Origin of the sequence: Pseudomonas sp. RIT778 (assembly GCF_019718735.1) — a bacterium.
GTDB classification, from domain to species: Bacteria; Pseudomonadota; Gammaproteobacteria; order Pseudomonadales; family Pseudomonadaceae; genus Aquipseudomonas; species Aquipseudomonas aphyarum.
This window is the reverse complement of record NZ_JAIHBA010000027.1, coordinates 69,177-86,427: the sequence shown is the minus strand read 5'-3', so window position 1 is coordinate 86,427 and position 17,251 is coordinate 69,177. Positions and strand designations below refer to the sequence as shown.

Sequence of the window (17,251 nt, the reverse complement as noted above, 5' to 3'; positions counted from 1 at the left end):
GATCATCGCGCCACTGATGGCGAGCGGAATAAGCAGGCGTTTCGTATTCGAGGTGTGCAGTTCGCATGATCAATCCATTATCAGAGGCCTGAGTGATCAGGCCGTTAACGACTTCAATGTCATCGCCGATGCTATAGATCACGCTTCCGACGGCCAACCTTAAAAAGTCGTCGGAAATATCCCCGTTTTTACCCAAAGTCCGGCAACTTCCGTAGGACGCTGCCGGGCGTCATTCCGTCCTCAACTGCCGAAGTGATAACTCACATCCAGCCACCACTGGCGCCCGTACGGGTCGTAGTTGCCGGTCGGGTAATACGGCCAGCCCGCCGAATCGTCATGCTTGACCTGGTTGAGCACATTGTTCACGGTCAGCCCGACACTCGCCCGGTCATTGAGCTTGTACCGTGCACTGGCGTTGAACACCGTCCACGGCGACAGACGCCCGTCGCCCGCGCCGTTAGTGACCGAGCCGTAACGAATCCCCATCAGCGTCGCCGTGGCCTTCTGGTAATCCCAGGTCAGGCTGGCGTTGACCTTGCTGCGCCAGTCGTAATTGGTGCGCGAGGTGCGCCAGTCCTGGGTCGGGGCTTCGTCCGATTCCTTGTAGTAATGCGAGAGCACCAGGGTGTAGCCCAGCGTCGAACTGAACGCGCCGTACTGCCCGGCGCCCCAGCGGATGTTGCTCTTGAAGTCCAGGCCGCTGACCCGCTCGCTGGCGGCGTTGATCGCATTCACCCGCACCCGCTGCAACTGATTGGGATCGACGGCGGCATTGCCGGGATTGCGATCCACTCGTGCCAGGGTCGACTGGCAGTTGGCCGAGTTGATGTCCTGGGTGCCATTGCGGCATTCGTTTTCTTGCTGCAGCAGACGGTTTTCGTCGACGGTGGTCAGCAGGTCATCGATCTCCACCCGCCAGAAGTCAGTGGAGAAATCGAAGTTGCGTGAAGGCGACCAGACGAAACCGTAGGTCCAGGATTTACCGCGTTCGGATTCCAGATCCGCCGTGCCGCTCTGGGTGTAATCGACCCGCCCGCGATCACAGGCGCCCTCCACGGCCTGGCTGCAACCGTAATAGTCGATCTGCGCCGGGTAGTAACCGTTGCTGTCGGACTGATAGATGTAGTTCAGATCCGGTGCGCGGAAACTGGTGCCGTAGCTGCCGCGCACCAGCAGGCTGTTCACCGGCCGCCATTCCAGGCCAAGGTTGTAGGTTTTCTGCTGCTCGGTGCGGCCGCTGAATTTGTATTGGTCCCAGCGCCCTGCGGCTGTCGCCAGTACCGTGTCGGTGACCGGAATGCTGAACTCGCCGCCGGCCGCGTAACGCTTGCGCGAACCGCCGGAGCTTTGCGCCGGGGTCACGCCGTAGAAACTGCCGTCGTTGAGGCTGTCATCCGGATCGATGCGGTATTCCTGCTTGCCCGCCTCCAGCACGCCGGCGAATCCCACCGGGCCGGCCGGCAGGTCAAACAACTCGCCGTTGACCGAAGCGTTGTAACTCGTGGAGACCGACTTGCTGCTCTGCGTCAGGTTGCCGCGAAACTGCTCCCACTCCTGCGGCGTCAGTGGCCGGTCGAGGCGCGAAGCATCCGGCGCGAACACCGGGTAACCGTCGCGGGTGCCCAGCTGCGGGCCGAGGTAGAAATCCTGGATCGACGACAGCGGCGTGTAACGCGTGGTGCGCACGCTTTTATATTCAGACCGGTTGGCCGCCAGTTCATAGTTCCATCCGGTGTCGGCAATTTTATCCGAGAGGCCCAGGGTCCCGGTCCATGAAGTGTCGCGCCATTTACTGTTGTTGCTGGTGCGCCCGCCGATTTCCTCTTCACCGAAGCGCCGGTACCAGCGCTCCAGATTGCCGCTGTTCTGGTTGATGAAGTCCGGCGAGGTGAAGCTCGGGCCGCGTGTGTTGTTCTGGATGTGATCGAGGCCGTACATCAAGTCGGCGAAGACCTGGCCGCTGTCGCTGAAATGCCAGGTGCCACGGGTGTAGCCGTCGTAGTTTTCCTTTTGCGTCTGCACCGTCCAGTAATCGTTGTACACCTGGTCGGTGCGGCAACGCCCGCCGCTGTTGAACAGCTTGTTGTCGAACGTGCCTTGATAGGCGCCGCAGCCGGGTCCCAGATAGCGGTTGTTGCTCAGGTCGCGACGGTAGCCGACATCCGCCAAAGGCCCGCTCTGCATGAAGCCGCGATCATCGGCCCAGATCGGATCGCGGTTGGTCAGTTCAAGTCCGAACAAACCGTCGAAGTCGCCCCAACTGCCGCCGCCGCTGATCTGCAAACGCTGGTTGTCACCGCCGCCGCGCTCGCTGGTGCCGCCCTTGAGGTTGACGTCGACGCCATTCATTTTGTCCTTGAGGATGATGTTCACCACCCCGGCAATCGCGTCCGAACCGTAGATCGCCGAGGCGCCGCTGCTGAGCACTTCGATGCGGTCGATGATCGCCGACGGAATGTTCGCAAGGTTGGTGAAGTTGACCTTGCCGTCGTACGGCGTCGGGTAATCGGCGACCCGCCGGCCGTTGATCAGCACCAGCGTGTGGTTGGGGCCGAGGCCACGCAGGTTGAGGGCGCTGGCCGCCGGTTGCCAGGTGTTGCCGTAGTCTTCGCCCTGGGTCATGCCGGTGTTCTGGGTTTGCGTGGCGAGGGCGTCGTAGACGTTCTTGTAGCCGCGCGCTTCCATTTCTTCGTGGGTGATGACGTTGACCGGCGTCGCACCATCGCTCTGCGCACGGGCGATCCGCGAGCCGGTGACGGTGACTTTTTCCATGCGGTAATCGGCGCTGCTGGCGGGCGCCACGGCAGCGGCCTTGACCGGCGCGGTGCTCTGCGCATCGGCCGGGCGAATGCTCAGGCCCTGGCTGCCCTGCTCGACTTGCAGGCCGCTACCGATCAGGGCTTTCTCTACCGCCTGACGACCACCCAATGCGCCGCGCACCGCACTGCTGCGCTTGCCCTGAACCAGATTCTGGCTGAAGGAAATCGGCACGCCGGTCTGGCGCGAGATGTCCAGCAGCACCTCGTCGAGGGCCCCGGCGGCAATGTCGAAGGTATAGACCTGAACGGCGGCGTCTTGTGCCAGAACGGTGGCCGGGACAATGCCCGCCGCCAGCACGATGGCCAGCGTCAGGCGGGACAATTGTTGTTGTTTGAATGAGAACATCGAGGGGCTTCCCTGTTGAAGGCGTCTGCAGGGAATGAGCAGCGGGCCGGCGCTTTTTATAGGGGGACGGATAGACCGGGAAGTTATGGATTTATAACCGCGCTTCGATGCTGACCCAGTACGGGTTGTGCCAGGTGACGCGGATCGGCAGCGAACGCTCCAGCAGTTGCAAAGTGCGGTCGCTGTCGTCCAGCGGATAGAGACCGCTGAGGCGCAAACCGGCGACCTCGGGGCTCAGGTGCAGGATGCCGCGACGGTAGCTGCGCAGGCTGTCGATGACTTCGCTCAAAGGCCGATCGCGCACTTCAAGCCGCCCTTGCACCCAGGCGCTTTCCTGCCCTTTGCTGCGTTCCAGCGCGAGGATTTCCTGCCTGTTGAACAGCAGACTTTCGCCCGCCTCCACCACTTGCCGCGCCCCACTGGCGGTGACCACTTCGACTTGCGAATGCAGCATCACCAGCTGCGTCGAATCGTCACCGCGCTGCACCAGGAATTTGGTCCCGAGCGCACGCATCCGCCCATGCTCGGTTTCGACCACAAACGGCCGGGCCAGATTTTTCGCCACATCGATCAGCAGCTCGCCGCTGCGCAAGTCCAGCAAACGTTCGAGATTGTTGAAGCGCGGCACCACGCGGCTGCGGGCATTCAACGTAAGGGCGCTGCCATCCTCCAGCGTGAATTCCCGACGCTCGCCGGTACCGGTCGACAACTCGCCGGCCTCGGGCAGCCAGCCATAACGTCGCCCGAGCAAACCGGCCAGCACCGTGATCCCGAGCACACTCAAACTGCCGCTGAGGAATCGACGGCGACTGGACGGCGCATTCAGGCTGTGCAACACACTCTCACGCGGCAGGCCGCGCAGGTTCGAATGGCGCAGCAGGTTCAGCCCGCCACCCATTTGCTCGATGATCTGCTGATGCCGTGGATCCGCCGTACGCCAAGCGTCGAAGGCCGCACGCTCCTGCAAGCTGACGTGCCCTGATTGCAGCAGCGCCATCCATTGCGCGGCTTCGTCGATCAGCGTTTCGTCCGGCCTCATGCCTGCATCGCCTGATAGCAACGCTTGAACGCCTCGACCATGTATTGCTGCACACGACTGGTGGACACGCCGAGGCGTTCGCCGATTTCGCTATAGGTCAGACCGTCGAGTTGGTGATAGAGAAACGCAGCCTTGGCCTTGGCAGACAAGCCATTGAGCAAACGATCCACCGCCAGCAGCGTTTCGATCACCAACTCCCGTTCTTCGGGTGACGGGTGCACCGGTTCCGGCGACAGTGCCAGGCTTTGCAGGTAAGCGCGCTCCAGGTCCTGCCGGCGCCAACCTTCGTAGACCAGACGCCGGGCAATCGTGGTCAACAGTGCGCGAGGTTCGCGAATCGCCAGCGGATCGGGCAGTGCCAAGACCCGAAGAAACGTTTCCGAAGCAATGTCCTGTGCGCTGTGCGGGCAACCGAGGGTACGGCTGACCGCTGCGCACAACCATCGGTAGTCCTTTTGGAACATTTGCCCGATGACCTGGTAATGCGGGTTGTGACTCCCCATGCCTTACTCCCTGAAAACGGGCTCCACCCGCTGCGAAAATCCATGGATACGCCGGGATCTTCCGGCGGTGATCAGGGGTGCGACTGTGCAATAGCGCCTGAGACATTTGAAGTAATAAAAAATCAGGATCATCAAACCTTTGAGAATAAGGCACGTCGTCGCCACGGCAACATTGGCTGACACAACGTTGATCTCGATCAGTGGCGCCGGCCACGCCAGTCTCTAACCTTGCGCCTCCATCGATAGCCACGGACGGCTCACCGGGAGCCTGCGGCTGACCTTTCAAGGAAGAGCAATCATGCGATCACTCAACATCATTCTTTTGTCGTCGGCGTTCAACGGCCTGACCCAGCGTGCCTGGCTGGAACTGCGTCAGGCCGGGCATTCACCCAGCGTGGTGCTGTTCACCGACGAAACCGCCGTGTGCGAGCAAATCGAAAACAGCGGCGCCGACCTGGTGATCTGCCCGTTCCTCAAGGATCGTGTTCCCCACGCGCTGTGGAGCAATCCGCAGCGCCCGGTCGTCATCATTCACCCCGGCATCGTCGGCGATCGCGGTGCCAGTGCGCTGGACTGGGCGATCATGCGCGAGCTGCCGTCCTGGGGCGTGACCGCCCTGCAAGCGGTGGAAGAAATGGACGCCGGCCCGGTCTGGGCCACCTGCGAATTCAACTTGCCGACAGGCCTGCGCAAATCCGAGCTGTACAACGGCCGGGTCAGCGACGCGGCGATCCGTTGCATCCGCGAAGTGGTGGAGAAATTCATCGAAGGCTTCGTGCCGGTCGCGCTGGATTACAACGATCCGACAGTGCGCGGGCGATTGCAGCCGAACATGAAGCAGGACGACCGCACCTTCAGCTGGCACGACTGCTCGCGCTTCATCAAACGCTGCATCGACGCGGCGGACGGTCAGCCCGGCGTACTCGCCAGCCTCGCTGGCGGGCAGTATTACGTGTACGACGCGCACCTCGATCAGCGCACCGGAATGCCCGGCGAGATTCTCGCGGTGCATGACGACGCGGTGTTGGTGGCGACCGGTGATCACAGCCTGTGGATCGGCTCGCTGCGGCGCAAACCGCAACCGGGCGAAGAAACCTTCAAACGTCCGGCACGGCATGTGCTGGCCGGGCAGTTGTCTGGCGTGCCGGTGCTGGACTGGTCGATTGCCAACGCGCCGTTCAGCGACGAGACGTATCAGCCGATCCGGTATCGCGAGTCCGGACAGGTCGGCGAGCTGACGCTGGAGTTCTACAACGGCGCCATGAGCACCGAGCAATGCCGGCGCATGGTCGAGGCCCTGCGCTGGACCAAATCCCGCGACACTCAGGTGCTGCTGATCAAGGGTGGACGCGGCAGTTTTTCCAACGGCGTACACCTGAACGTGATTCAGGCTGCCGAAGATCCGGGGGCCGAAGCCTGGGCCAATATCCAGGCCATCGATGATGTGTGCGAAGAATTGCTCAGCGCACGGCAACTGGTGGTCAGCGGGGTTACCGGCAATGCTGGCGCCGGTGGCGTGATGCTCGCCCTGGCGGCTGACATCGTGTTTGCCCGCGCCGATATCGTGCTCAATCCGCACTATAAGAGCATGGGGCTGTACGGCTCGGAATACTGGACTTACAGCCTGCCCCGCGCCGTCGGCCCGGCCATGGCGGAACAACTGACCCAAGCCTGTCTGCCGGTCAGCGCTGCGCAGGCGCTGCAACTGGGCATGGTCCAGGAAATCGGCCCGCGCTGCCCGGACGAGTTCTCGCTGTGGTTGCTGCAACGGGCCAACAGTGTGCTGAGTGATCCGACTTATGCGGCGGTGCGGGAGCGCAAGCTGCGGGTCGATCATGTGTTGATTCGTCAGTGCCGCGAGGCGGAGTTGCAGGAGATGCAGGAAGACATGCTGTACAACCGCAATCAGTTTGCCGAGAAGTGCCGCAACTTCGTCTACAAGCGCAAGACCTGCTGCACGCCGGCGCGGTTGGTGGAGGATTGGGCTCGGGTGCGTGAAGTCGAAGTGGCTGACTGAACAATGACGCGGTCCCGGGGCTGCCCGTACAATGCGGGCACCTCAACCACCGGCCCGCCCATGGACATCGACCTCGCCCGCACCTTTCTGGAAATCGTCCGCCACGGCAGCCTCGCCGCGGCGGCTGAAAAGCTGTTCGTCACGCAAACGGCAATCACCGCCCGCGTCCAGAAACTCGAAAGCCAGTTGGGCAGCACGCTGTTCGTGCGCAACCGTGCCGGTGCGCGGCTGACCGCCAATGGCGAGGCTTTCGTGGTCTACGCCAATCAGCTGGTGCAGACCTGGGATGCGGCGCGCCGCGACCTGCCCTTGCCCGAGGGCTATCACAATGTGCTGCACATCGGCGGCGAGGTCAGTCTGTGCAACCCGCTGATGCTCAGTTGGGCCGCCGAGTTGCGGGAGAAAATCCCAGGTCATGCGTTGCGCATGGAGATCCGCGACGGCGAAAACCTGCTGCGTCAGCTCGAACTGGGCGTACTCGATGCGGCGCTGGTCTATCAACCGGAATACTGGCCGGGGCTGCAGGTCGAGCAGGTGCTCGAAGAGAAACTGATTCTGGTCACCACGCCCGGCCGCCCTTCCCCCTACGTGTACATCGACTGGGGACCGGACTTCCGTCGACAGCACGACGCGGCCCTGCCGGAAAAGGCCAAGGCTGCCCTGAGTTTCAACCTCGGCCCGCTGGCCCTGCAATACATCCTGGAGAACGGCGGCAGCGGCTATTTCCGGACCCGGGTGGTGCGCACTTATCTGGAAAGCGGCGCGCTGGAGCCGGTGACCAAAGCCCCGGAATTCGGCTATCCGACCTACCTCGTCTACTCTCGCGACCGCGACTCGGCGATCCTGCAACAGGCGTTCGATCTGCTGCGCGAAGTGATCAAGGCCGATGACGACTGGTCGCAGCGCTGGAACCCGTTGAGCTGACGGCCGCTATGCACCGGAGCATGGCACTTGTGACCTGAAGGTTGCCCCTGCACAAACGGCGGGATCGGCTACTCTGCCGGGATAACGACAATATCCGCAGGTGACCGCAGTGAGGCAGACCACCGAGGCATTTCGCAGCCGCTACCGCGCGGCGATCCATCCCCGCTACAACCCGTGGCTGCACGGCGCGTTCGTGCTGCTGTTCGGCGTGCTGGCCATCGGCGCGTTCTGGAGCAGCGTGCATCAGGTGCAGGCGCTGGAATGGCTGGCCGTGCCGCTGACCCTGCTGTTCTTCAATTTCGGCGTGTACATGGTGCACCGCCACCTCGGCCATCATAAAAAGAGCTTCGCGCGGATGTTTTACGCCCGGCATGCCGGCGATCATCACAGCTTCTTCACCCCCGGCCACATGACCTACGACGGCGCCCGCGACTGGCGGGTGATCCTGTTTCCCGCCTGGCTGATCGTGCTGCACACGCTGGCGATCACCCTGCCCTTGTGGTGGCTGTTCGCGCAGGTCAACAGCAACGTCGCCGGCTTGTTCGGCGGCTGCATGGTGTTCGGTTACCTGACCTATGAAGTGTTTCACGCCTGCGAGCATCTGCCGCCGCAGAACCCGCTGACCCGCCTGCCGTGGATCCGCCAGATGCGCCGTCTGCACGAGCTGCATCACCGTCGCGAGCGCATGCAGGAGCGTAATTTCAATATCGTTTTTCCGCTGATGGACTACCTGTTCGGCACCCTTTACTGGGAGCCGGAAACCGCCCCTCTGACCGATTCGAGAACGCCCATGACCCGCATGCAGCACACAGTCGACATCGTCGGTGATCCGATCGCCGTCCTCGCCTACGCCGCCACCGTCAGTCGCTGGCCGGAGTGGCATCCGTCATCGCTGAAGATCGACGGCCCGAGCGGTGCGTTGCATGCCGGTGCGCGATTCGACGAGGACATTCATGCCGGTGGGCGCGAGGGGCATTTGCGCTGGGAAGTCACCGAATACCTGCCCGGCCGGCGCTGGTGCGCGCGGGCCCAGAGTGATCAGGGTCTGTCGTTGCTGCTGACCTATGAATGCTCGGCGCAAAACGATGCCACGCGGTTCGTGCGCACCCTCGATTATCAGTTCGAGGGCATCGGCCTGCGCATCGCCAACCACCTGCTGCTCAAGCGGCGCATCGATCGCGAATCGGCGGCTTCGATGCTGGCCCTTCGTGACATGGCGACCCGGCACCTGGCACTCGCGGGAGCCCACGTGTGAGATGGCGTTATCTGCTGTTGCTGCTGGTTATCGGGCTTCTGGGCTTTTTGCTCTTGATGCCGACCAAGGTCAAGCCCGTGGCCTGGACACCGCAACCGGCGCCCTCGCTGACCGAAGGCCAATTCGCTGACAACCAGCGACTCAAGGGCGCGGCACAAGTCGGCCCGAGCGACATCGAAGGCCCGGAAGCGCTGCTGCTGGAAAACGACTTTCTGATCACCGGACTGCATGACGGACGCCTGCTGCGCACCAGCCTCGACGGCCAGCAGCGCAAGGTGCTGGCGGATACCGGCGGCCGGCCGCTGGGGCTGGCGCGGCACCCCAACGGTTTGCTGGTGATCGCTGACGGGGTCAAGGGTTTGCTGTCCCTTGATGCACAGGGGCAACTGGTGGCGCTGACCACCGAAGCCAATGGCTTGCCGTTCGGGTTTACCGATGACGTGGCCATCGACAAGTCCGGGCATTACGCCTACTTCAGCGATGCCTCGAGTCGCTGGGGTTACGGTCACGATGGCGAAGCGATCATCGAGCACGGCGGCGACGGACGCCTGCTGCGTTATGACTTCCAGACCGGCAAGACCGTCGTGCTGCTCGACAAACTGGAATTCGCCAACGGTGTGACCCTCGGCCCGGAAGACGCCTATGTGCTGGTCAACGAAACCGGCGCCTATCGCATCAGCCGCTATTGGCTGACCGGGCCCAAGGCCGGCACCCACGACCTGTTTATCGACAACCTGCCGGGGCTGCCGGACAACCTTGCATTCAATGGTCGGGACCGTTTCTGGGTGGCGCTGTACACGCCGCGCAATTCGCTGCTGGATCGCACCGCTGAACACCCGTTCGTACGCAAGATGATCGTGCGGGCCATGACTGTTCTGCCCAAACCGGTGGAGAAGCGCGGGTTCGTGCTGGGGCTGGATCTGGACGGCAAGGTGATCGCCAATCTGCAGGATGCCAGCGCCGGCAATTACTCGCCGATCACCACGGTGCGCGAGTATGGCGAGTGGTTGTATTTCGGCTCGCTGAAGGCCACGCACATGGCGCGGATGCCTCTGGAGGCAGCCTTGAAGTGAGGACCGGGCTTGTGTAGTGAATCGAATGGCCCTATCGCCAGCAGGCTGGCTCCCACAGGGGGATTGGATTCCAAATGTGGGAGCCAGCCTGCTGGCGATAGCGGATTGTCAGTTACTGGATCTATCGAAAGTTTCCGGGTCTTCATCCTCCGGCACTTCCTCGCTCTTGCGTTCCTCTTCAGGATTACGGACGGTGTGCGCCGGACTGTTCGGCTCGGGATGCGTCGGAACCGGGTCGAATGCGCCCTGCTCTTCACTAGGAAATTTTGGATCTTTCATAAGGCACCTCGCTGAGAGTCGCTATGTAAAGACTCTGAACATTCGAGGTGCCGGTCGGGGCTGTCGTTCCAGTCGCTTCACCACCAAAGGCCGGTGGCGCGACTGACGGTCAGGTTCGGGCCTGCAACTGCTCGACGATCTTGTCTTTGACCTGCAGGCGTTTCTCTTTGAGTTTCTTCAGGGTGTCATCGCTGGGTGCATCCGAGGTCGCCGTCTCGGCCTTGACGACTTCGGCGTCCGCCTGGGAATACTTGTTGATCAGTGCATCCAGATGTGGATCCGCGGTGCGTCGTTGCTGGATCTCTTCCTTCGTAAGTTTCAAGTCCTGTAACAAATCATGAGTCACCGGCATGGAACACCTCCGTCAGTTGATCGGCAGCCAACGCGACCGATTGCGCTGGCCAGGTATCAGAATGGCCTCGGTTGGCAGGTTCTGTCGACCACCTGTCAGACCAGCGGTGCCCGTTCGTCGCCCTTTCGCGAATGCGATAAAACCTTTGATCGACCAATTCCCTCCATTGAATAACGCTCACAAAAACCTGCGTGGAGAAACACCAATGGACGGATTCAAACTGCGTCATCTTTTTCTGGCCGTTGCGTTGAGCACCGGCATGGGCTCGGCCTTTGCCGCCACCGACAATGACTTCGTCGACAACGCTGCGGCCGGCGGCATTGCCGAGATCGAGACCAGCCGCCTGGCGCTGGAGAAGAGCCAGTCGGCCGACATCAAGGCCTTTGCCAACATGATGATCACCGACCACGGCAAGGCCAACGATGAACTGGCTACCATCGCCAAGGCTCACGACATCGAGGTGCCGGACACCACGACCCTGGTCAAACAAGCCAAAGAAAAAATACTCGAAGTCCGCGATGAGTCCTTCGATGCGGCGTACGCCAACAATCAGGTCAAGGCCCACGAAGAAACCATTGAACTGTTCAAGAAACAAGCCAATACCGTGACCGACGACAAAGTCAAAGGCGCCACTGAACTCAAAGCCTTTGCCCAGAAAATGTTGCCGGGGCTGGAAAAACACTTGGCTGCCGCCAAGGAATTGCAGGCCAAGCACCCGAGCAAGTAACCGCAACACAACTCAAGAGGCCGCCTCCATTGGACGCGGCCTCTTTGCATTGCACGCGAAAGATCAGCATTCCCGGCCACGCCGACTAGAGTTACCGGTGCGTTCCTTGCGGTAGATCAAAAATATCCTCGCGGGGACAAACAACTATTTCGAACGGCCAAGGTCATTCACTTCGCGCCGGTCATTTTCCGAAGAACCGGCCCCCAATTCGCAATGGAGCAACAGGCACATGGCAGCACTGCAGAACAGCACACTCGATGCGATGAAAAACAAACAGGCACAACTGCTGGGCGAATGGATCAACGGACTGCAAACCAGCGGTGCTACCCGCAACCTCAAAGAACACGACATACAGCAACAGACCGGCGAATTCCTGCAACTGGTGGTCAGTGGCCTGGAAAACGACAGCGGCACCAGCATCACCGCGCAGGGCTGGGAAGGCATGCGCCAGTTCCTCGAAAAACTGTCTCAAAGTCGTGCCCAGCTCGGTCAGGATTCGCAACAGACCGCCAGCTTCATATTCTCGCTCAAGGGCCCGTTGTTCGCCCTGCTGCAAAACCATTATCAGGACCAGCCCGCCCTGCTCGCCGAACAGCTTTGGGAAATCTCCGAGCTGTTCGATGCCTTCGGTCTGTACACCATCCGTACCTTCCAGAAATCCCGTGAAGCGGTGATCAAGCGCCAGCAGGAAGAACTGCTGGAACTGTCGACCCCCGTGGTCAAGCTGTGGGACGGCGTGCTCGCGCTGCCGATGATCGGCACCCTCGACTCGCAACGCACCCAGGTGGTGATGGAATCGCTGCTTCAACGCATCGTCGACACCGGTTCGGAAATCGCCATCATCGACATCACCGGCGTGCCGACCGTCGACACCCTCGTGGCCCAGCACCTGCTGAAAACCGTGACCGCGATCCGCCTGATGGGCGCCGACTGCATCATCAGCGGTGTGCGTCCGCAGATCGCCCAGACCATCGTCCACCTGGGCCTCGACCTGCAAGGCGTGGTGACCAAAGCCAATCTGGCTGATGCGTTGAAACTGGCGCTGACCCGCCTGGGCATCACCCTCGCCAAGACGGTTTAACCAATGGAACGTATCCCGATTCTTCAGATGGGCGACTTCCTGCTGGTGACCATCCAGGTCGACATGCATGACCAGCTCGCCCTCACCCTCCAGGACGATCTGTCCGAACGCATCAGCAAAACCTCGGCGCGCGGGGTGCTGATCGACATCTCGGCGCTGGACATGGTCGATTCGTTCATCGGCCGGATGATCGGCACCATTTCCGGCCTGTCGAAAATCATGGACGCCGAAACCATGCTCGTCGGCATGCAGCCGGCGGTGGCGATCACGCTGGTCGAGCTCGGCCTGAACCTGCCGGGCGTCAGCACCGCGCTGAACGTCGAGCGCGGCATGAAACTGCTGCAGGAACGAGTACGCCAGCAATGACCGTGCGCAGCAGTGGTACCCAACCGATCAACATCGAGCAGGACGTGGTGCTGGCCCGGCAACAGGCGCGAAAGCTGGCCACCGAATGCGGCATGCGCCTGATCGACCTGACCAAACTGGTGACCGCCGTCAGCGAGCTGGCGCGCAACACCATGGTCTACGGTGGTGGCGGCGACATGGACTGGCAGATCCTCGATGACAACCACAAGGTCGGCCTGCGCCTGACCTTTCGCGATGAGGGCCCGGGTATTCCCGACCTCAAACTGGCGATGACCGACGGCTGGACCTCTGGCAGCGGTCTGGGCCTGGGCCTGACCGGGGCCAAGCGGCTGGTGGACGAGTTCGAACTGGACACAGAGCCCGGCAAAGGCACTCGCATAACGATCACCCGATGGACATGAACATCAGCGGGACATTGACCCAAGTGTTGGTGATCGAGGACAGCAGCCAGATCGGCCATGCCCGGCGCACAGCGCAGCGGCTGGCCGAACAGCACGGTTTCGGTGACAGCGACGCCGGCCGCGTGGCGCTGGTAGCCACTGAACTGGCGAGCAATGTGCTCAAGCATGCCGGGCACGGGGAATTGCACCTGCGCCTGGTGCCCCGTCAGGGTGACGACGGCATCGAGATGATTGCAGTCGACCGTGCCCAGGGGTTTGATCTGGACGCGTGTCTGGCGGACGGTTTCTCCACCGGCGGCACCCAAGGCATTGGTCTGGGTGCGGTCGCACGACAGGCGGATGTATTCGATGTGTTTGCCGATCATCGCGGCGCGGTGCTGCTGGCGCGTCTGTACCCGCGCAGCGACCGCCAGGCGGATCTGCCGTATGGTGTCAGCCAGCACTCGCTGCACAACGATCCCGCCTGCGGCGACGTCTGGCATCTGGCGATTCACGGCAGTGACATCAGCGCCCTGATCGTCGACGGTCTGGGCCATGGCGAGGACGCCGAGCGTGCGGCCCGTGCCGGAGAAAAGGCCTTTGCCTTGAGCCCGTTCGGTGCGCCAACGATCCTAATGGAAGACATGCACCGCGAAATGATCGGGACACGTGGCGGCGCAGTGGCATTCGCACAGTTTCACGCTGACCGGGCCAGCCTGACGTTTGCCGGGATCGGCAACATCGGTGCAAGCCTGATCGCCTCCGACAAATCTCGCGGACTGGCCTCGCATCCCGGAATCGTCGGCGGCCAATACCGAAAAGCCCAGCCCTTTGACTATGCTCACGTGAACGGACATCTATTGATCATGTACAGCGACGGCTTGCAGTCCCGTTGGAACCTTCAAGACTACCCCGGTCTGGTGCATCGCCATCCCGCCGTGATAGCCACCGTCCTGCACCGCGATTTCTGCCGCGGGCGCGACGATGTAACGGTGCTGGTCGTTGCCCTGGAGGCCGCCCATGGCTGAGTCCCCGACCTTGAACAGCGCTGAACAATCAGCGCTGATCGCTCAGTTGCAGAGCGAAACCGCTGCGCTGCGCGAAGAGCTCGACGAGACCAATCAGGGCGTGCTCGCCCTGTACGCCGAACTCGACACCCAAGCCGAACAACTGCGCCAGGCCTCCGACCTGAAAAGCCGCTTCCTGTCGTACATGAGCCACGAGTTCCGTACACCGCTGGGTTCGATCCTGAGCATCAACAGCCTGCTGGCCGACGAACTCGACGGCCCGCTCAGCCCCGAACAACACAAGCAGGTCGCGTTCGTCAGCAGCGCCGCCCGTGAACTCAGCGACATGGTCGACGACCTGCTCGATCTGGCGAAGATCGAGGCCGGGCGCATCAGCATTTCCCCGGCGTGGTTCGACATGTTCGATCTGTTCGCCGCACTGCGCGGGATGTTCCGGCCGATTGTCGACGCCACGGCCGTAGACCTGATTTTCGAAGAGCCGGTGGGCCTGCCACGTCTCTTCACCGACGACAAGAAGCTGGCGCAGATCCTGCGCAACTTCATTTCCAACTCGCTGAAATTCACCACCCGTGGCGAAGTCCGGGTCTCGGCGCGCCTTGAGGGTCAGGACAAGGTGCGATTTGCGGTCAGCGACACCGGCATCGGTATCGCCCCGGAGCTGCACGGCACCCTGTTCGAAGACTTTTCACAGGTCGACTCACCACTGCAAAAACGCCTGCGCGGCACCGGGCTCGGCCTGTCGCTGTGCAAGCGTTTCGCCGAATTGCTCGGTGGCGAGGTCGGTGTCGAAAGTACGCCGGGTGTGGGTTCAAGCTTTTTCGTGATCATTCCGCTGGCGATTGCCCAGGAGAACGTCGATGAAACATGACATCCGTCTGTTGATCGTCGATGACAACGTCGCCACCCGCTACGCCTTGCGCCGACGCCTGGAGCGACACGGTTACGAAGTGCTCGAGGCCGGCACCGGCGGCGACGGCCTGGCCCTGATCGCCAGCGAACCGCTCGATGCGCTGATTCTCGACGTCAACCTGCCGGACATGAGCGGATTCGACATCGTGCGTAAACTGCGCACCGACCCGGGCACTGCGTTGCTCCCGGTGATCCACGTGTCGGCGGCGTCGATCCAGACCGGCGACATCATCACCGGCCTCGATGCCGGTGCCGATGCGTATCTGATTCACCCGGTCGATCCCGATGTGCTGCTGGCAACGTTGCGCACCTTGCTGCGAGTCCGCGACACGGAGAACGCGTTGCGCGAAAGTGAGGCGCGTTTTCGCGAGATCTTCGTCAACATTTCCGCGCCCATCGCGGTGCTCGACGCCGACCTGAAAGTCCACGAGTGCAATCACGCCTTCTCCCAACTGATCCAGGACAACCGCGACCCGCAGACCCTCAGTGAGTGCTTCGCCGAGGATCAGAGCGCGATCCTCGACGAACTACGCTTGCGACTGGTGGACGGCGAACGCTGGAAAGGCACACTGAACATGCGTGTGCAGGGCGAGATCCGCGAAACCCAGTGGCAGATATCGCCGTACCGAACGCCAGAGCTCAGCCTGGTGTTCGTCGAAGACGTCACCGAACACCGCCATCGCGAACGCTCGCACCTGGCGCGGCTGGACGACACCACCACGCAACTGGCCAAGGAAGTCGCTGACCGGGTGCGTGCCGAATCGCAGCTGCTGCAAGTGCAGAAAATGGATGCGCTGGGCAAACTCACCGGCGGCATCGCCCATGACTTCAACAACCTGCTGACCGGGATCATCACCAGCCTTGAGCTGATCCAGAAACGCGTCGCCGATGCCCGCCCGGACAAGGTTCAGTTCTACGCCGAAGCCGCCCTGAACTCGGCGATGAGCGCAGCCTCGCTCACCCATCGCCTGTTGGCTTTTGCCCGCCAGCAACCGCTCGACACCCGCCCGGTGGACATCAACGAACACGTGCGTTCGCTCGAAGAACTGTTGGTGCGCACCATCGGCGAACGCATCGCCCTCAAGCTTGAACTGACCACTAAACCTGCGATTGCGCTGGTCGACCCGATTCAACTGGAAAGCGCGGTGCTCAACCTGGTAATCAATGCCCGGGACGCGTTGCCCAAGGGCGGCAATATCTGGGTCAGCACCTACGCTGCGTACTCCCACGGCGATCCAAACCTCACCGATGGTTCCTACGTGGCGCTGTCGGTGCGCGATGACGGTACCGGCATTGAGCACAGCGTCATCGACAAAGTGTTCGAACCGTTCTTCACCACCAAACCACTGGGCCAGGGCACCGGGCTGGGGCTGTCGACGATCTACGGCTTCGCCCGCCAGTCCGGCGGCGATGCGCACATCCGCAGCGTGGCGCGGCGCGGCACCGAAGTGACGATCATGTTGCCGGCGACCACCGATCCGACCGCCGCCGATCTGGTGCCTCCCGTGATCGACCCGCAGGGGGCCGGCGAGCATGTGCTGATCGTCGAAGACATGCCGTCGGTGCGGCTGTTCGTCACCGAAGTGCTGGAGGACGCCGGTTACCGCTGCACCCAGGCTGGCGATATCGAAACGGCGCTGGAACGCTTGCAGAACGATCCGTCGATCAACCTGCTGCTGACCGACGTCGGTCTGCCGCGCATGAACGGTCGCGAACTGGCGGACGTTGCCCGGGGCTGGCGTGAGGGGTTGCCGATCCTGTTCATGACCGGTTACGCGGAAACCGCGATCAACCGCCAGGTGTTCCTCGGTGCGGGCATGGAGATGCTGGTCAAGCCGTTCCAGATCCGTGAGTTGCTGGACAAGGTACGCCGCACGCTCGACGGCGCCTGATACTCCGCCATCGCGGGCAAGCCCGCTCCCACAGTTTTTTGTGCCGTACACAAATTCGTGAACACATCAGACTCTGTGGGAGCGGGCTTGCCCGCGATGAGGCCGGCCCTGGCGACGTAGTTATCGGCTCAAGGCGCGGGCAAGAAACGGCGCAGTCCGGCTCTTCTTGCTCGCCGCCACTTTATGCGGCGTTCCGGCCACGACGATCTTGCCGCCCTGATCCCCCGCACCCGGGCCGATGTCGATCACCCAGTCGCTCTG

The 17,251-nt window shown here is 62.1% G+C and carries 16 protein-coding genes; 11 read left to right on the top strand and 5 right to left on the bottom strand.

The genetic code is table 11. The annotated features are described in order from the left end of the window. Window positions 1-240: 240 nt before the first annotated feature. The 3 genes from K5E37_RS19520 to K5E37_RS19510 form a co-directional block, all read right to left on the bottom strand. Window positions 241-3,165: a TonB-dependent receptor gene (locus tag K5E37_RS19520; protein ID WP_221534885.1), complete on the bottom strand. Its 2,925-nt coding sequence runs from the start codon at window positions 3,163-3,165 to the stop codon at window positions 241-243. 91 nt (window positions 3,166-3,256) lie between these two features. Next, the gene (locus K5E37_RS19515; RefSeq protein ID WP_221534884.1) at window positions 3,257-4,204 is read right to left on the bottom strand and encodes a FecR domain-containing protein; all 948 of its coding nucleotides are present in this window, start codon (window positions 4,202-4,204) and stop codon (window positions 3,257-3,259) included. Further along, window positions 4,201-4,707 (bottom strand): sigma-70 family RNA polymerase sigma factor, encoded by a 507-nt coding sequence (locus K5E37_RS19510; protein WP_221534883.1) that lies wholly within the window; start codon window positions 4,705-4,707, stop codon window positions 4,201-4,203. Before K5E37_RS19510 ends, K5E37_RS19515 begins: the two co-directional genes overlap by 4 nt. A 298-nt stretch (window positions 4,708-5,005) precedes the next feature. Between K5E37_RS19510 and K5E37_RS19505 the strand changes: the two genes are divergently transcribed. The 4 genes from K5E37_RS19505 to K5E37_RS19490 all read left to right on the top strand — a co-directional run bounded on the left by K5E37_RS19505 (window position 5,006) and on the right by K5E37_RS19490 (window position 9,976). Next, the gene (locus K5E37_RS19505; RefSeq protein ID WP_221534882.1) at window positions 5,006-6,724 is read left to right on the top strand and encodes a hydrogenase maturation protein; all 1,719 of its coding nucleotides are present in this window, start codon (window positions 5,006-5,008) and stop codon (window positions 6,722-6,724) included. Between the two features lie 60 nt (window positions 6,725-6,784). Then, window positions 6,785-7,648, top strand: coding sequence for a LysR family transcriptional regulator (locus K5E37_RS19500; RefSeq protein ID WP_221534881.1), 864 nt, complete (start codon window positions 6,785-6,787; stop codon window positions 7,646-7,648). A 109-nt stretch (window positions 7,649-7,757) separates the two neighbouring features. After that, window positions 7,758-8,903, top strand: a complete 1,146-nt coding sequence (locus tag K5E37_RS19495) for a sterol desaturase family protein (RefSeq protein ID WP_221534880.1) — start codon at window positions 7,758-7,760, stop codon at window positions 8,901-8,903. After that, complete coding sequence (locus tag K5E37_RS19490) at window positions 8,900-9,976, top strand: SMP-30/gluconolactonase/LRE family protein (RefSeq protein ID WP_221534879.1); 1,077 nt, start codon at window positions 8,900-8,902, stop codon at window positions 9,974-9,976. The genes K5E37_RS19495 and K5E37_RS19490 overlap by 4 nt, the downstream gene beginning before the upstream one ends. A gap of 108 nt (window positions 9,977-10,084) precedes the next feature. Here the strand turns inward: K5E37_RS19490 and K5E37_RS19485 are convergent, their stop codons facing one another. Next, entirely contained in the window at window positions 10,085-10,255 is a 171-nt protein-coding gene (locus K5E37_RS19485) for a hypothetical protein (RefSeq protein ID WP_178076150.1), read from the bottom strand. Window positions 10,256-10,364: 109 nt separating this feature from the next. After that, window positions 10,365-10,607 (bottom strand): YdcH family protein, encoded by a 243-nt coding sequence (locus K5E37_RS19480; RefSeq protein WP_007959466.1) that lies wholly within the window; start codon window positions 10,605-10,607, stop codon window positions 10,365-10,367. A gap of 205 nt (window positions 10,608-10,812) precedes the next feature. Between K5E37_RS19480 and K5E37_RS19475 the strand changes: the two genes are divergently transcribed. From K5E37_RS19475 to K5E37_RS19445, 7 genes are all read left to right on the top strand, one after another. Further along, window positions 10,813-11,334, top strand: coding sequence for a DUF4142 domain-containing protein (locus tag K5E37_RS19475; protein ID WP_221534878.1), 522 nt, complete (start codon window positions 10,813-10,815; stop codon window positions 11,332-11,334). A 229-nt stretch (window positions 11,335-11,563) separates the two neighbouring features. Further along, window positions 11,564-12,415, top strand: coding sequence for an STAS domain-containing protein (locus K5E37_RS19470; RefSeq protein ID WP_221534877.1), 852 nt, complete (start codon window positions 11,564-11,566; stop codon window positions 12,413-12,415). A gap of 3 nt (window positions 12,416-12,418) precedes the next feature. Continuing rightward, a complete protein-coding gene (locus K5E37_RS19465; protein WP_007959463.1) occupies window positions 12,419-12,781 on the top strand; it encodes an STAS domain-containing protein in 363 nt (120 codons plus the stop codon). Beyond that, window positions 12,778-13,182: an anti-sigma regulatory factor gene (locus K5E37_RS19460; RefSeq protein ID WP_221534876.1), complete on the top strand. Its 405-nt coding sequence runs from the start codon at window positions 12,778-12,780 to the stop codon at window positions 13,180-13,182. Before K5E37_RS19465 ends, K5E37_RS19460 begins: the two co-directional genes overlap by 4 nt. Next, window positions 13,179-14,189 carry an ATP-binding protein gene (locus K5E37_RS19455; RefSeq protein ID WP_221534899.1) on the top strand — a complete coding sequence of 337 codons (1,011 nt, stop codon included), beginning with the start codon at window positions 13,179-13,181 and terminating at the stop codon, window positions 14,187-14,189. Before K5E37_RS19460 ends, K5E37_RS19455 begins: the two co-directional genes overlap by 4 nt. After that, window positions 14,182-15,057, top strand: coding sequence for a sensor histidine kinase KdpD (locus K5E37_RS19450; protein WP_085603199.1), 876 nt, complete (start codon window positions 14,182-14,184; stop codon window positions 15,055-15,057). The genes K5E37_RS19455 and K5E37_RS19450 overlap by 8 nt, the downstream gene beginning before the upstream one ends. Further along, window positions 15,047-16,990 (top strand): response regulator, encoded by a 1,944-nt coding sequence (locus K5E37_RS19445; protein ID WP_221534875.1) that lies wholly within the window; start codon window positions 15,047-15,049, stop codon window positions 16,988-16,990. Before K5E37_RS19450 ends, K5E37_RS19445 begins: the two co-directional genes overlap by 11 nt. Window positions 16,991-17,251: the final 261 nt, after the last annotated feature.

Excerpts from the sequence above, each read along its gene's own strand:
- K5E37_RS19520 (WP_221534885.1), bottom strand. The coding sequence starts at position 3,165 with ATGTTCTCATTCAAACAACAACAATTGTCCCGCCTGACGCTGGCCATC.
- K5E37_RS19515 (WP_221534884.1), bottom strand. The coding sequence starts at position 4,204 with ATGAGGCCGGACGAAACGCTGATCGACGAAGCCGCGCAATGGATGGCG.
- K5E37_RS19510 (WP_221534883.1), bottom strand. The coding sequence starts at position 4,707 with ATGGGGAGTCACAACCCGCATTACCAGGTCATCGGGCAAATGTTCCAA.
- K5E37_RS19505 (WP_221534882.1), top strand. The coding sequence starts at position 5,006 with ATGCGATCACTCAACATCATTCTTTTGTCGTCGGCGTTCAACGGCCTG.
- K5E37_RS19500 (WP_221534881.1), top strand. The coding sequence starts at position 6,785 with ATGGACATCGACCTCGCCCGCACCTTTCTGGAAATCGTCCGCCACGGC.
- K5E37_RS19485 (WP_178076150.1), bottom strand. The coding sequence starts at position 10,255 with ATGAAAGATCCAAAATTTCCTAGTGAAGAGCAGGGCGCATTCGACCCG.
- K5E37_RS19480 (WP_007959466.1), bottom strand. The coding sequence starts at position 10,607 with ATGCCGGTGACTCATGATTTGTTACAGGACTTGAAACTTACGAAGGAA.
- K5E37_RS19475 (WP_221534878.1), top strand. The coding sequence starts at position 10,813 with ATGGACGGATTCAAACTGCGTCATCTTTTTCTGGCCGTTGCGTTGAGC.
- K5E37_RS19470 (WP_221534877.1), top strand. The coding sequence starts at position 11,564 with ATGGCAGCACTGCAGAACAGCACACTCGATGCGATGAAAAACAAACAG.
- K5E37_RS19465 (WP_007959463.1), top strand. The coding sequence starts at position 12,419 with ATGGAACGTATCCCGATTCTTCAGATGGGCGACTTCCTGCTGGTGACC.
- K5E37_RS19460 (WP_221534876.1), top strand. The coding sequence starts at position 12,778 with ATGACCGTGCGCAGCAGTGGTACCCAACCGATCAACATCGAGCAGGAC.
- K5E37_RS19455 (WP_221534899.1), top strand. The coding sequence starts at position 13,179 with ATGAACATCAGCGGGACATTGACCCAAGTGTTGGTGATCGAGGACAGC.
- K5E37_RS19450 (WP_085603199.1), top strand. The coding sequence starts at position 14,182 with ATGGCTGAGTCCCCGACCTTGAACAGCGCTGAACAATCAGCGCTGATC.
- K5E37_RS19445 (WP_221534875.1), top strand. The coding sequence starts at position 15,047 with ATGAAACATGACATCCGTCTGTTGATCGTCGATGACAACGTCGCCACC.